We start from the raw sequence: 14,296 nt of genomic DNA, 5'->3' as shown, positions 1-14,296 counted from the left end.
CACCACGAAAGCGCAAATTTCAGTCCATGCCAAAACTATCTTAGCGCATATGCCCTTGTGGGGGAGATTGGCAGCTTCGGCGCTGCAACCATCTTGCTCCGTTGGAGATTAGCGAAAGCCGGGATAATGGCCGATCTCCCCCCGTGTGGGGGAGATGTCCGGCAGGACAGAGGGGGGCGCTGTCCAGGGTACTGTCCCTCCGGCTTCCACCGCTAGGTCGCGGCACAACAGGCCTTTAAGCCGCCTCGGCCAGGCATTTGGCACACGTCCCGCGGAACTCGATCACCGCCTTCTTGGCGGCAAAGCCGGTCGAGCGCACCCATTCGTCGAGCCGGTGTCCGACATCATGGTCGGAAAATTCGGTCACCTGCCCGCATGTGTCGCAAATGGCAAAGGCGGTCATCGAATGGCTGTGGTCGTGCGGCTCGGCGCAGGCGACAAAGGAATTGAGGCTTTCGAGCCGGTGCACGAAGCCGGACTTCACCAGCGTGTCGAGCGCGCGATAGACTTGCAGCGGTGCGCGAAAACCCCGATCGCGAAGCTGGTCGAGCAATGTATAGGCGCTGAGCGGCCCGCTGGCGGCCTCGAGTTTCTCGAGCACGCACAACTGGTTCTTCGTCAGCACATCCCTTGCCGCCATGATCCTGTTTCCAACCCGTTTTGCGCCGCTCGCACGTCATATCCGCATGCAAGCGGCTTCAGTTCTCTCCAGATAGCGACGAACCGGCCTCTTTGCTACTGTTTCTGTGTCGGCATGGCTGAGAAGCCGGCCAACTCCGAGGCATTGTTTGGCTATGCCAATCGATGCAAACCTGAAGTGATTGTCACTTGCGCGGTGGACCCTTGCGCTCGGCGGAGGCGGCCCACAGATTGATGTCGGCCTCGCGCGCGTAGGTGTCGATTTCGGCGAGCTCGGCCTCGCTGAAATCGCGCGCCTTCAGCGCGCCGACGCAATCCTCGACCTGTTCCGGCCGGCTGGCGCCGATCAGCGCCGAGGTCACCCGGCCCTTGCGCAGCACCCAGGCCAGCGCCATCTGCGCCAGCGTCTGCCCGCGTCGGCCGGCTATCGCGTTCAGCGCCTTGATGTTGGCGATGGTCTTGTCGTTGATGAAGGCCGGCCGCAGCGACTTGCCCTGGCTGGCGCGGCTGCCCTCAGGGATGCCGCCGAGATATTTGTCGGTCAGCATGCCTTGCGCCAGCGGCGTGAACACGATCGAGCCGACGCCGAGCCCCTCCAGCGTGTCGAGCAGACCGTCGTCCTCGACCCAGCGGTTGAGCATCGAATAGCTCGGCTGATGGATGACGCAAGGCGTGCCGAGCTGCTTCAAAATGTCGGCGGCCTCGCGCGTGCGCTGCGAATTGTAGGAGGAGATGCCGGCATAAAGCGCCTTGCCTGAGCGCACCGCGTGATCGAGCGCACCCATCGTTTCTTCCAGCGGAGTATCAGGGTCGAAGCGGTGCGAATAAAAGATGTCGACATAGTCGAGCCCCATCCGCTTCAGGCTCTGGTCGAGGCTGGCCAGCACATATTTGCGCCCGCCCCATTCGCCGTAGGGTCCGGCCCACATCTCGTAACCGGCCTTGGTCGAGATGATCAGCTCGTCGCGATAGGAGGAGAAATCGGTCCGCAGGATTTCGCCGAAAGCCGTTTCCGCCGAACCGGGCGGCGGGCCGTAATTGTTGGCGAGGTCGAAATGCGTGATGCCGAGATCGAAGGCCTTGCGCGCGATCGCCTGCTTGGTCCGGTGCGGCGTGTCGTCACCGAAATTGTGCCAGAGTCCGAGCGAGATCGCCGGCAATTTCAGGCCGGATCGCCCGCAGCGATTGTAGACCATGTTCTCGTAGCGGTTTTCGGCGGGCACATAGGGCATGGGAGATCCTCAAATCAAAAGCGAGCCCGGCAGTTGCCACCGCGGAAAAAGGGTGAGTCGGCTCTGCCTCTCACCCTTAGCCTCTCGCCGTTCCTATGGGGAGAGGGATCGACGGTAAACAGAACGTGTCGCAATCGCTGAAGCGCGCCGCCTACTTCTTCTTCGCCAACAGCCCTTCCGCATCCTTGACGCCCAGTGCCGCAGGCCGTTCGCAGGTGGTCTGCATGGCAACGAACTTTCCGCTCGCGCCCGACCGCAACATGCCGGTCATCACATCGACGGCATGCAGCGCCAGTTCCATCGAACAGCGATGCGGCCGGCCTTCCGCGATCGCCAGCGCCATGTCCACGAGACCGGCGGTGCGGTAGTTAGCCATCATGCCGTGCGAATGCATCTGGTTGGCCACGCCGAACGGATGCTTCCACTTTGGCAGCTTCTTGACCGGCTTGGCGGCATCGGTGAAGCGAACGTCGCCGCCGAAGAAATTCGGGTCCGGCAAGAACACCGTGCCCAACTCGCCGTAAAGTTCCATCGGCGCATGGCCATGGCTCCACACGTCCCAGCTGGTATTGAGCGTCACCACGGCGCCATTCTCGAACTCCATCACGCCGTGGATCGTCGTCGGCGTGGCGACCAGGACTTTTTCGCCGGCGCGAGGCTTGGACGAGATCGTGCGTTCCGTCGAGGGGATCGAAGCGAAGGCCGCCACCTGCTTCACCGGCCCGATCAGCTGGATCAGGTTGGTGATATAGTAGGGTCCGATGTCGAGCACCGGCCCGGCGCCAGGCTGGAAGAAGAAGTCCGGATTGGGGTGCCAATGCTCCATCCCATGGTTCATCACATGGCATGTGCCGCTGGTGATCTTGCCGAGTCTGCCTGTGTCGATCAGGTTGCGGACAAGCTGGTGCGCGCCACCGAGGAAAGTGTCGGGCGCCGAGCCGATGCGCAGTCCGTCTTTCTCCGCCAGTTTCTTCAGGTCGAGCCCTTCCTTGACCGACAGCACGAACGGCTTTTCCGAATAGACGTGCTTGCCGGCATCGAGGATCTGTTTCGACACCTCATAGTGCACCGCCGGAACGGTGAGGTTGACGATGATGTCGATATCGCCGGCCTTGAGCAGCCCTTCGACTGTCTCGGCACGCAGCTTGAACTCCTTCGCCCGCGCCTTGGCTGCATCCATGTCGATATCCGCGCAGGCGCGCATCTCGATGCCGCGAAACAGCGGCGCCAGTGAAAAATACGCCTTCGAGATGTTGCCGCAGCCGATGACGCCGACCCCAAGTTTTTTTGCCATGCTGATTTGCTCCTAATAGGTCTTGGCGGCTGCGATCGAGCGGCGGGCGAAGCGCTCGATATCGTTGGGGTTGTCCTGTTCCATGACGTAGTATTTGGCGGCGCTCTTGGCGCGCAGCGCCTGGATCAGACCGGCCCAGTCGATCGTGCCGTGGCCGACATCCGACCAGCCGTCCTCGTCGAGGCCCTCGCCTGGCTTGGCGATGTCCTTGACATGGACGGCGGCGATGCGTTTGCCAAACTTCTCGATCCAGGGCAGCGGATCGCCGCCGCCGCGCACCACCCAGGCGACGTCCATCTCCCAGCCGATGTCGGGCGCTGCCGCCAGGATATGGTCCTGCGGCACCGAACCGTCGGCAAGCTGCTTGAACTCAAAATCATGGTTGTGCCAGGCAAAGCCGTAGCCGGCTTTGTCAGCCGTCTCGCCGACCTTGGCCAGGCGTGCGCCGAAGCTGCGCCAGCCGGCGGCGTCGGTCGGCCTGCTCTCGGCGATCAGATAGGGGCAAATGAGCAGCGTGATGCCGAGCGCGTCGGCGATTTTGCGCACGCCGTCAAAATCGTTCTCGAGCGCATCGATCGAGAAATGGCCGGTCGGCATAGCGAGGCCGTTCTTGTCGAGTTCGGCACGAAAGGCCTTGGGATCGTCATAGACGCCGCCGAACCCTTCGACTTGCGCGTAGCCGAGTTCGCCCAGCATCTTGAGCACCCCTGCCCAAGGCTGGAAGTTGCGGGCGCTGTAAAGTTGGAATGACCAATTCATCGTCTCTGTCCGTTCTCTGGGGATGGATTTGCTTGAGGTGAAATTCTGGGAGTTACAGGCGGGTGCCGGTGGCAGCGTCGAACAGCGAAGCGCGCATCGGATCAAAACCGATGCTCACGGTGTCGGCGTTGTTCGGTGTGCGCTCAGATGTCACCCGCACGGTGAAATTCTGATTTGCGAGCTTCAGCCAGACCAGCGTATCGGACCCCATGGGTTCGACGACCACGACATTTGCCGTGGCTGTGAACGGCCATCCGGAGCCGCTGTTGAACGCGACATGCTCGGGCCGGATACCGAACACCGCCGCTCCCGGCACCGGCTGCTTTTCGAAAGCGTAGGTGGCAAGCGGGATCCGCACGTCCTCAGCGACGAAGTGCCAGTTGCCATCGTCCTTCTCCAGCCTGCCGTCGAGGAAATTCATCGCCGGCGAGCCGAGGAAGCCGGCGACGAAACGGTTGACCGGGCGATTGTAGATGGTCTGCGGTGCGTCGAGCTGCTGAATGACGCCGCCCTTCATCACCGCGATGCGGTCGGCCAGCGTCATCGCCTCGATCTGGTCGTGGGTGACATAGATCATCGTGTTCTGCAGCTTGCTGTGCAGCAGTTTGATTTCGACGCGCAGTTCGGCGCGCAGCTTGGCGTCGAGATTGGAAAGCGGCTCGTCGAACAGGAAGACGTCGACGTCACGCACCAGCGCCCGCCCGATCGCCACACGCTGGCGCTGGCCGCCCGAAAGCGCCGACGGCTTGCGCTGCAGCAGCGGCTCGATCTGCAGGATCTCGGCGGCCCGCGCGATGCGCTTGGCGATCTCGTCCCTGGGAATACCGGCGACGCGCAGCCCGAAGGACAGGTTCTTCTCCACCGTCATCTGCGGGTAGAGCGCATAGGACTGGAACACCATGCCGATGCCACGGTCCTTGGGTTCTTCCCAGGTGACGTTCTTGCCCTTGATGAAGATGCGGCCGTCCGAAACGTCGAGCAGGCCGGCGATGCAGTTGAGCAAGGTCGACTTGCCGCAGCCGGACGGCCCGAGCAGCACGATGAACTCGCCCTCGGCGACATCGATGTTGAGCGTTTCCAGCACCGAGATTGCGCCGAAATTCAGCGACAGGTCCTGGATTGAAACGCTGGGATTTTCGAGTCTTGTCATCATCATCCTTTCACCGCGCCGGCGGCGATGCCACGCACGAAAAGCTTGCCGGAAACGAAGTAGACGACAAGCGGTACCAGGCCGGTCAGGATGGTGGCGGCCATGTTGACGTTGTATTCCTTCACGCCTTGCACCGAGTTGACGATGTTGTTGAGCTGCACCGTCATCGGATAGGTGTCGGGGCGGGTGTAGACGACGCCGAACAGGAAGTCGTTCCAGATGCCGGTCACCTGCAGGATGATGGCGACGACGAAGATCGGCAGCGACATCGGCAGCATGATGCGGAAATAAATGCCCCAGAAGCCGGCGCCGTCGACGCGCGCCGCCCGGAACAGTTCCTCCGGCATCGAAGTGAAATAGTTGCGGAACAACAGCGTCAGGATCGGCATGCCGAAAATGGAATGGACGATCACCAGGCCGCTCAGGCTGCCATAGAGGCCGATCTCGCGCAGGATGATGACGATCGGATAGATCATCACCTGATAGGGGATGAAGGCGCCGACGATCAGGATCACGAAGAAAGTATCGGCGCCCTTGAAGCGCCAGTTGGCAAGCGCGTAGCCGTTCACCGAAGCGATGGCGATCGACAGGACGACCGACGGAACGGTGATGCGCACCGAATTCCAGAAGCCGCGCGACAGCCCGTCGCAGTTGAGGCCGGTGCAGGCGCTGGACCAGGCCTTCACCCAAGGGTCGAAGGTGATCTCCAGCGGCGGTGAAAAAATGTTGCCGAGGCGTATCTCGGGCATGCCCTTGAGCGATGTCACCACCATCACATAGAGCGGCAGCAGATAATACAGCGCCACCACGATGAGTGTGCCGTAGAGGAAGATGTTGCGGCGCGAGAACACATGCCGCGGCTTCGGCCCTCGCGGCCCGGATGCCTCAAGCCCGATGGAGCCCTTGCCGGCAGGCAGGGAAACGGCAAGGTCAGCCACGCTTCTTGCCTCCGAATTCGAGATAGGCCCAGGGAACGATGACGACCACCACCGACAGCAGCATCATGGTCGAGGCGGCGAAACCCTGGCCGAGATTCTGGGCGAAGAACATGTAGTCGTAGACGTACTTTGCCGGCACTTCGGAGGCGATGCCGGGACCGCCGCTGGTCTGGGCGACGACCAGGTCGTAGACCTTGACGATGCCGGCGGCGATGATGACCAGCGCGGTGATGAAGACCGGTCGCATCATCGGGATGATGATGAACAGATAGGTCTTCAGGGTGGGTATCCCATCCACCCGCGCGGCCTTCCAGATATCCTCGTCGATGCCGCGCAGGCCCGCCAGCATCAGGCACATGATCAATCCGGTGCCTTGCCAGAGCGCGGCGATCAGGATGCCGTAGATGACGATGTCGGAATTGTAGAGCGGATCGAAGTTGAAGCTTTCCCAGCCGAGGCCGCGCACCACCCCCTGGATTCCGAACTCCGGGTTGAGCAGCCACTGCCAGACAAGGCCGGTGACGATGAAGGAGAGCGCGAACGGGTAGAGGAAGATGGTGCGGAACGTGTCCTCGAAGCGGATCTTCTGGTCGAGCAGCGCCGCCAGTATGAAGCCGATGACCAAGGAGAACACCAGCGACAGCACGCCGTAGACCAGCAGGTTCTCGATCGAGACCAGCCAGCGCGGCGTCGACCACAGCCGATAATACTGGTCGAGCCCGACGAAGTTCAGCCGCGGCAGCAGTTTTGAATTGGTGAAGGAATAGAGCACCGTCCACGCGCTGCCGCCGACGAAGATCACCACTGCGGTGAGGACCATCGGAATAGAGGCGACCTTGGCGTTAAGGTTGCGGAAGAGTTGGTTGGGGCGTTCGCTCTTGCTCATCTGCACAGCCGGGCTGGATCGGGTAAGGCCAAAGGGTCAGGGCCAAGGGTCAGGGCCTTGACCCGGAGCTCCCGGCCCCGCAGTCGCAGGCCGGGAGCGAGCGGTTCGTCGAAAAGTCAGTCCGCTGAGGCGACGATGTCGGCGAAGCGTTTTTGCGCCTCTTCCACGGTCATGTCCGGCTTGGCGAAGAACTCGGAGAAAAGGTCCTCCTTCTGCTTTTGGGTGTCTTGCGACAGCAGCTGGTCCGTCCAGGGCATGACGCTGCCCTTGGCCAGGATGTCGAGCCCTTTCTTCATGCAGTCGTTCGCCGCCTCGAGGTCGATATCACCGCGCACCGGCAGCGAGCCCTTCTTGAGGTTGAAGGCGACTTGCGTCTTGGGATCGAGCAGCGTTTCGGCCAGCGCTTCCTGCGCCTTGGACTTTTCAGCGTCCTGCAGCAGCGGGAAGTAGAAGGCATCGCCGCCGGTGGCGATGACCTCGTTCAGGCCAAGGCCGGGAAGGCAGGTATAGTCCTTGCCGGCGGTCTGCCCGGCAACCCTAAACTCGCCCTGCGCCCAGTCGCCCATGATCTGGCCGCCGGCCTTGCCGGAAATGACGAGATTGGTGGCCTGGTTCCAGTCCTGCACATTGGTGTTTTTCGCCATCTTGCGGGCATCGTCCGCGGCCTTGAACACCTTGGCGACCTCGGGCCCGGCGGCGAATTCGGCATCCTTGTCGCGATAGACCTTCAAGAAAGCGTCCGTACCGCCGACCGCCGTAAGCAGCACGTCGAAGGCGCCCGAGGATTGCCAGGGCTGCCCGCCGACCGCCAGCGGTATGATGCCTGCCTTCTCCAGCGCAGGGGCTGCTGCAACATATTCATTCCAATTCTTCGGCACCGGCACACCGGCCTTTTCGAAGGCCGCGTTCGACAGCCACAGCCACTGCCAGGAGTGGATGTTGACCGGTACGCAATAGATCTTGCCGTCGAGGGTACAGCCGTCGAGCAGGCTCTTCGGCTGCACGATTTCCGTCCACTTGTCCCTGGTGGCGAGCTCGGTCAAATCGCGCATCAGGCCGGCCTGCACCAATTCTTCCGCTTGCCTTCCGTGGTTGAACTGGGTGGCGCCCATAGGGTCGCCGCCAGTGATGCGGCTGATCATGATCGGCCGCGCCGTGCCGCCGGAGCCGGCGATAGCGCCGTCGACCCAATGATTGCCTGTGGCGTCGAACGCCTTGGCGAATTCGGCGACCGCCGCCGCCTCGCCGCCTGAAGTCCACCAATGGGTGACTTCCAGATCCGTCGCTGCCGCCGGGCCGGCGAATGGCAGCGCCACCGCCAACGCAGCGGTCATGAATTGGTATCGCATTTCGGCTCCTCCCAGAATCTGAAACGTTACAGATTTTCGATAAGGCAATTGTTGGAGGCGCGCAACCCCCGAACAGGAGCAGTTCGGCATTTTTTCGAGCCGCAAACAAACTCGCCGCGCAATGTCCGCCTACTGCACTGCAGCAAGGCAGGCTGCACTGCAAAAATGATGCCACAATGTATGAAATTCGGCAAAACCTTGTTCCGCAGGCAAGTCTTTGCCGACGCCCAACGACTTTGCGTCGAACGGAGCGTCGCGCATGCAAACCAGCTTTTACTGGCCGCCGCGCGATGGCAAGTGACAATCTGTAACGTTTCAGTATATAGGGTGTTCATCAGGCGGGCGATCCGCCGGTTGCCGACCTGCACGGCAACTGCTATGCGCCTGACGGGCGGGATGAATGGACAGAGATCAGACGGAAAAGGACGACGAGGGCTCGGGCCGGCCGACTTTGAAGACGCTTGCCTTCATGACCGGGCTGGGCGTCACCACCGTGTCGCGGGCGCTGAAGGACGCGCCCGAGATCGGGGCCGAGACCAGGCGACGCGTCCAGCTCGTCGCCAGGCAGATCGGTTACCGCCCCAACCGTGCCGGTGTGCGCCTGCGGACCGGCAAGACCAACGTCATCAGCCTCGTGCTCAACACCGAGCGCGAGATCATGAGCTTTGTCTCGGACATCATTTACGGCGTCTCGGAAGTCATCGCCGACACACCCTATCACCTGATCGTCACGCCCTATTCACGCTCGCAGGATCCCCTGGACCCGATACGTTATCTCGTGGAGACCGGCTCCGCCGACGGCGTCATCATTTCGCGCACCCAGCCGAATGACCCCAGGGCCCGTTACATGCTCGAGCGTGGCATTCCCTTCGCCACGCATGGCCGCACCGATATGGGGCTGATCCACCCCTATCATGATTTCGACAACTACGCGTTCGCGACCGAGGCTGTGCGCCACCTGGCCGGCATCGGCCGCCGCAGGCTGGCTCTGCTGGCGCCTCCAGCCGAGCTGACCTACCACAGTCATACGCTGAACGGCTTCACCGATGCGCTGAGCGAGGTCGGCGCCAGCGAGATCCCGTTCAACACCGTTTCGGTCGACCATTCGATCGAGCAGATCAGGATGAGGACCGCGCAGCTGATGCGCCGCGACGTCAGGCCGGACGGTTTCGTCAGCAGTGCCGCTGCCGCGACACTCGCCATAGTCGCCGGCATCGAGGATGCCGGCCTCAGGCTCGGCCGGGATGTCGACGTGGTGTCCAAGCAGTCGTCCGACCTGCTGCACCTGTTCCGCAGGGAATTGCTGGTCGTCAACGAGAACTTCCGGCTGGCCGGCGCCGAGCTCGCCCGCTCGGTGCTGGGCTGGATCGGCGGCGCGGCACCTGGCTCGTTGCAGAGCCTGAGCATGCCGACCGAGGTTCTGGCCTATCGCCGTCCCGACTAGAGCGGATACGTTCAAGTTGAACAGGGCATCCCGCTCCAGCCGGCGTACGAAAGTCCCCAAAGGCGGACGATCGACAGCTTTTTGAGGTGAGCGTAACGAGATTCGTCACGGGCGGATCCCGAAAGACGGCACCGGCCCGAAAACAGTAGCTTTATCATTTTTTTGAATCCTGCGCGGTAAGGTTCCGCGCATGTGGTTGAAGACTTACTTGATCATCACCGGCGTCGGCGCGTTCGCGGCGCTGACAATGCCATGGCTGGTCATCATCGGCAGTTTCCTGATCATCCCGGGGCTCATCCTCGCGTCGATGCCAACGGCCTTCATGTATGGCGTCGCCTTCGCGCTGTTCCGCTTGCTGCTCGGACGTTTCCTTTCAGGGGTTCCTCTGAACGTCATATCGGGCGCCGCGACGCTGGCACTGTTCTGGACCATCCCCCAGCCAGGCCTCACCTGGGCGAGGGGCATGCTGGCCAGCCTGGAGGAGCCGGACATTCAGGCGAGCGCACCGATTGCGCTCGAGGGCGACATTCTCCTCGCCCGCCCGTTCGAGGGCCGTTGCGATGCATTGTGCGCGGCCTTGCTCAAGACCCCGGGCGTAACTTCGGTCCGCGTCCGGACCCTTCGCGGTCATTCCAATACCTATCGCATCGTACCGGACTCGACGCCCGGCAAACGAAGCACCGTCATCGGGCATGGCCTGCTGGAAGAGCGGCGCTACAATGCCTCCGATCCGCTCGCCCCTCAGCGCGCGCTGGAAGCCGAATGGAACCTGATGATGTCAGAGGGCAAGGCGCTGCTGCAAAGCGACGACGCCCCCGAACCCGGCTTCACCATCGCGATCGAGGATGGCCCTGCTGTGCCCGATGCCAAGCCCCGATCGGGACGGGTGGATTGGTCGCTCGAACCCTCCGCACCCCACCGCAAGGCGCTCACCATCACCGACGCCGGTGAACAGGTGCTGCTGCGGCAGTCGATCCTGTCGATCTTTGCCCCGGCGGCGCCGTTGCTGATCGGGACTTCGGGCGGGATCGAGAACTTCCGGTTCGGCTGGGAGCGTCGGCGGCTCGGTGACGGAACGATGTATGCCGAGGTTCCGGTTAACCGGCTGCTACTCGACCACACCAGCGTTTCGCGCGGCGTGAATATGGAAACGACGAAAACGAGAACGCGCGAGGAACTTGCCAGAGCGCTCGACGATCCGCGTAAGCCGGTGAGCGATCCCGTGTTCGCGCTCGCCAATCAATGGATGGACTCGTTCCGCGCGAACGACCAGCCGCTCGGCGAGAGCGACCGGCGTCTGCTGGTTCGCATCTTGGAGGACCCGCGGGTGCGATCCTCAGACGGGCTGTGGGCGATCATCAAACAGGTCGATGGCGACTCTGCCGATCTGCGGCGGCTCGCCGCCCGCCGCTACCTCGCCGCCACCGACAAGAAGGAGGCGCGCCACTGGATCAATGCCCTGGCCGGCCTCCCTGTAGGTGCATACGCCGATCCTCTGCCGGAAGAGCGCGCGATTCTCGCAGATCCGGCGGTCAGCCGCTTTGCCACCGGCCTGATCAAGCGCCAGGGCGACCGCGGCGTCGATGCCGTGCCCGACCTGTTGCGGCTGCTGCGCGAGTACTCCGTCTACGATCCGGGCAAGTATGGCTTCAGCGACCTGACCGCGGCTACCGATGCCGTGCGAAGCGGCTTTCGCCGCATTGGCCCCGCGGCCTCTTTCGCGCGGCCTGAGATCGAGCAACTCCTGGCTTCGCCGGGTCTGGAGTACCGCTACAAGACGCTCGGCCAGGAAGAATGGGACACGCTGCTGGTCGTCCTCGCGAAGCCTGTCGAAACGCTTACCAAGCCGGAAAACCGAAGTGGAACCGACGCGAGGTACCGCGAGCGCGTCGCTCAACGGGCCGCCAAGCCTTACGACCCGCGCCGGGATTGATCGCCGAAACGGGACGAAGAATCTTTGGGGGCAGAGCCGGCGACAGGATGGATGATAGGCTGGCCCGTTCGGGTGCCGCGCGGTCTGAATGTCCGGATCGTTTTCAGTGTCGATCACAAGCAGAACAGCAGCCCCTACGTCTCGTCCCTCTCATCGCGCAAATTAGACACAACGCGGCGGTTCTGCGACCTGCAGGCGGTGTCGGGGCAGTCGCGGACGAGCCTGTCCTTGCCGTAGCCCTTGGCCCACATGCGGTTGCGGTCTATGCCGCCGGCGGCGAGGTAATCCATCACCGCATCGGCGCGCTGCTGCGACAGCGCCGTTTCACTTGCGCCGGGATCGTCGGCGAAACCCTGCAGCTTGAGCAGCCAGCGCGGATGCTTTGCTAACCAGGCGATCTGGGTGTCGAGGGTGGCCTTGGCGACAGAATCGAGCGCAGCCGAACCTTGCGTGAAATAGGTGCGGCGGCCGACATTGAGGATAAAATCCTCCTCGCTGCCCGGCTGCACGTTCTGGAAGCCGGCGACCTCGGTGTTGGTGATGTCGGGCGTCGAAGGGGCCAGCGTGTTGCTGGTCGAGCACGATGCGGCCAGCACCAGCAGGCCGGCGGCGAGCAGCCGGCGCGTGTTTGCAATCATGCGGTTCATGAGGCGCCAATCATTCGACAGTGGTGGAAGCGGGCGCCTGGTCGGCGATGTGCGGCAGGACCTGCACCGCGGTGCCGATCGGGCAGCGCTGGTAGAGGTCGATGATGTCTTCCGGGAACATGCGGATGCAGCCGCTGGAAGCGTCGGTGCCGATGCTCCATGGCTCGAGCGTGCCATGCAGGCGGTAGCCGGTGTCGGCGCCGTTGCGGTGCAGATAGAGCGCGCGCGGCCCGAGCGGATTGTTGGACGCGCCGCCTGCGACCATGTGCGGTAGGTCCGGCTTGCGCTTACGCATTTCGGGGGGCGGGACCCATTGCGGCCACAGCGCGCGGCGGTCGATCGTCGCGCGGCCGTACCATTTGAAGCCGTCCTTGCCGACGCCGACGCCGTAGCGGATGGCGGTCTTGTTTTCCATGATGACGTAGAGGAAGTGGTGGCGGGTATCGACCACGACGGTGCCGACCGGTTCGCTGCTGAAATACTTGACGATCTGGCGATGCCATCTCTTGTCGATCTTGGCGAAGTTGGTCTTGCGATAGACAAAATTGTTGTCGCTGGCGGTACCGGCGAAAAAGGATTTTGCCGCCGCGGCTTGAGCAATATTGCTGGTTGCACCCACCGCGACCAGCGCCAGGCCGCCGAGCACGACACCCCTGCGTGATAAAACCATCGGCAATATTCCCCCCCATGCCAAAAGCCTGGCGGACCATAGTTGAGAATTACTTCGCCTCAAAGTGGAAAATGCTGCGTTGCTTCAGTCCGCCGTGTCCGCACATTCGGCAATTTGGCGGTGAGTGACCGAATTGTGACAGTCTTTGCGAGGACGAAGGTCTAACCTAAACCCCATCCAGGACCTTAACCAAATTGGCGCGACTGTTTGGGACCGGGCGGAGTTGCGACATTTGCCCTATCCGGACGTGTGAGCAATGCCGTGGGCAAACCGTGATGCATGCTTTTTTTCGTTCGGTTGCTGCGATGATTGTGGTGTCCGGCGTGTCAGGTTGCACCAGCGTTTCCTACTACGCACAATCCTTGAAGGGTCACGTGGAGATCATGGCGGCGCGCCAGGATGTCGACGAGCTGATCGACGATCCTTCGATCCCTGGGACATTACGCGCTCGAATGGAATCGGCGAGCGCCATCCGACAGTTTGCGATAGATGAACTAGCGCTGCCGGACAACAATAGCTACCGCAGCTATGTCAACGTTGGTCGGGACGCGGTGACATGGGCCATCTTCGCCGCGCCGGAATTCTCGCTGACGCCACGAACATGGTGCTTTCCGGTGTTCGGATGCGTTCCGTACCGAGGATACTTCTCCAAAAGGTCCGCGATTGAAACCGCTGTCGAACTTCAGAGACAGGGCCTGGACGTCTATGTGACGGGCATCACTGCATATTCCACGCTTGGCTGGTCAAGTGACCCGCTGCTAAGCACCATGCTCAGCCAAGATGAAGCGGGTCTTGCAGGGCTGGTGTTCCATGAGCTGGCCCACCAGCGCGTCTACGTACAGGACGATTCCGCGTTCAACGAAGCGTTCGCCGTCGCCGTCGAAACAACCGGTGTGAGAAAGTGGCTGCGCGCGAATGGGGATACTGCCGGTTTGCGCCGTTACGAAGCCGACCGGAGGCGCAGAGCTCAATTTCTTGCGCTGGTGTCGCAGACCCGAGACGAGCTAAGGCAGGTCTATGACGACAGCGCTACCTCTGAGCAGAAGCGGGCCGCAAAGACAGCCGCGATCGAACGGCTGCGGATGCGCTACCGCGAGATGCGCGTCAGTCGCTGGCGTGGATACCGGGGATACGATGTATGGTTCGATTCTCCGATTAACAACGCGAAGCTCGCCGCGACTTCCGTCTACGGCGATCGGGTGGCGACGTTTCTCCGCTTGTTCGATTTGTGTTCGGGCGACTATCCAAGGTTCTACGCGTTGGTTCGACGGATCGGCGCGTTAGACAAGGCTGACCGCGCCGAAGCGCTCAAAGCAGCAGATTCATGCGATTGAGCCGGTCAAATCCGAAGGCCA

13 protein-coding genes are annotated in these 14,296 nt (G+C 62.3%); 3 read left to right on the top strand and 10 right to left on the bottom strand.

Annotation, left to right across the window (positions count from 1 at the left end; translation table 11 throughout):
* Window positions 1–235 precede the first annotated feature (235 nt).
* From BQ8794_RS21420 to BQ8794_RS21385, 8 genes are all read right to left on the bottom strand, one after another.
* A complete protein-coding gene (locus tag BQ8794_RS21420; protein ID WP_023797411.1) occupies window positions 236–640 on the bottom strand; it encodes a Fur family transcriptional regulator in 405 nt (134 codons plus the stop codon).
* A 184-nt stretch (window positions 641–824) separates the two neighbouring features.
* Window positions 825–1,871 (bottom strand): L-glyceraldehyde 3-phosphate reductase, encoded by a 1,047-nt coding sequence (gene mgrA / locus BQ8794_RS21415; protein ID WP_077380667.1) that lies wholly within the window; start codon window positions 1,869–1,871, stop codon window positions 825–827.
* Between the two features lie 151 nt (window positions 1,872–2,022).
* Window positions 2,023–3,165 carry a Gfo/Idh/MocA family protein gene (locus tag BQ8794_RS21410; protein ID WP_077380666.1) on the bottom strand — a complete coding sequence of 381 codons (1,143 nt, stop codon included), beginning with the start codon at window positions 3,163–3,165 and terminating at the stop codon, window positions 2,023–2,025.
* A gap of 12 nt (window positions 3,166–3,177) precedes the next feature.
* On the bottom strand, window positions 3,178–3,924 hold the full coding sequence (locus BQ8794_RS21405) for a sugar phosphate isomerase/epimerase family protein (RefSeq protein WP_077380665.1): 747 nt from the start codon (window positions 3,922–3,924) through the stop codon (window positions 3,178–3,180).
* Window positions 3,925–3,976: 52 nt separating this feature from the next.
* Window positions 3,977–5,074 carry an ABC transporter ATP-binding protein gene (locus tag BQ8794_RS21400; protein ID WP_077380682.1) on the bottom strand — a complete coding sequence of 366 codons (1,098 nt, stop codon included), beginning with the start codon at window positions 5,072–5,074 and terminating at the stop codon, window positions 3,977–3,979.
* A gap of 2 nt (window positions 5,075–5,076) precedes the next feature.
* On the bottom strand, window positions 5,077–6,012 hold the full coding sequence (locus tag BQ8794_RS21395) for a carbohydrate ABC transporter permease (RefSeq protein ID WP_077380664.1): 936 nt from the start codon (window positions 6,010–6,012) through the stop codon (window positions 5,077–5,079).
* Window positions 6,005–6,898 carry a carbohydrate ABC transporter permease gene (locus BQ8794_RS21390; protein ID WP_077380663.1) on the bottom strand — a complete coding sequence of 298 codons (894 nt, stop codon included), beginning with the start codon at window positions 6,896–6,898 and terminating at the stop codon, window positions 6,005–6,007. Before BQ8794_RS21390 ends, BQ8794_RS21395 begins: the two co-directional genes overlap by 8 nt.
* A 116-nt stretch (window positions 6,899–7,014) precedes the next feature.
* Window positions 7,015–8,247: an ABC transporter substrate-binding protein gene (locus tag BQ8794_RS21385; RefSeq protein ID WP_077380662.1), complete on the bottom strand. Its 1,233-nt coding sequence runs from the start codon at window positions 8,245–8,247 to the stop codon at window positions 7,015–7,017.
* A gap of 400 nt (window positions 8,248–8,647) precedes the next feature.
* Here BQ8794_RS21385 and BQ8794_RS21380 point away from each other — a divergent pair, with 400 nt between their 5' ends.
* Both BQ8794_RS21380 and BQ8794_RS21375 read left to right on the top strand, forming a co-directional pair.
* A complete protein-coding gene (locus BQ8794_RS21380; protein ID WP_077380661.1) occupies window positions 8,648–9,691 on the top strand; it encodes a LacI family transcriptional regulator in 1,044 nt (347 codons plus the stop codon).
* Window positions 9,692–9,899: 208 nt separating this feature from the next.
* Window positions 9,900–11,624 (top strand): hypothetical protein, encoded by a 1,725-nt coding sequence (locus BQ8794_RS21375; protein ID WP_143744643.1) that lies wholly within the window; start codon window positions 9,900–9,902, stop codon window positions 11,622–11,624.
* Window positions 11,625–11,758: 134 nt separating this feature from the next.
* Here the strand turns inward: BQ8794_RS21375 and BQ8794_RS21370 are convergent, their stop codons facing one another.
* Complete coding sequence (locus BQ8794_RS21370) at window positions 11,759–12,271, bottom strand: OmpA family protein (RefSeq protein WP_077380659.1); 513 nt, start codon at window positions 12,269–12,271, stop codon at window positions 11,759–11,761.
* A 10-nt stretch (window positions 12,272–12,281) separates the two neighbouring features.
* Window positions 12,282–12,941, bottom strand: coding sequence for a L,D-transpeptidase (locus tag BQ8794_RS21365; RefSeq protein ID WP_077380658.1), 660 nt, complete (start codon window positions 12,939–12,941; stop codon window positions 12,282–12,284).
* A gap of 275 nt (window positions 12,942–13,216) precedes the next feature.
* Here BQ8794_RS21365 and BQ8794_RS21360 point away from each other — a divergent pair, with 275 nt between their 5' ends.
* On the top strand, window positions 13,217–14,275 hold the full coding sequence (locus tag BQ8794_RS21360; RefSeq protein WP_077380657.1) for an aminopeptidase: 1,059 nt from the start codon (window positions 13,217–13,219) through the stop codon (window positions 14,273–14,275).
* The last annotated feature ends 21 nt before the right edge of the window (window positions 14,276–14,296 follow it).

This window comes from Mesorhizobium prunaredense, from assembly GCF_900156895.1.
Lineage (GTDB): Bacteria > Pseudomonadota > Alphaproteobacteria > Rhizobiales > Rhizobiaceae > Mesorhizobium > Mesorhizobium prunaredense.
Note: the sequence above shows the minus strand (reverse complement) of the source record. Positions and strands in the feature narration are given on the sequence as shown.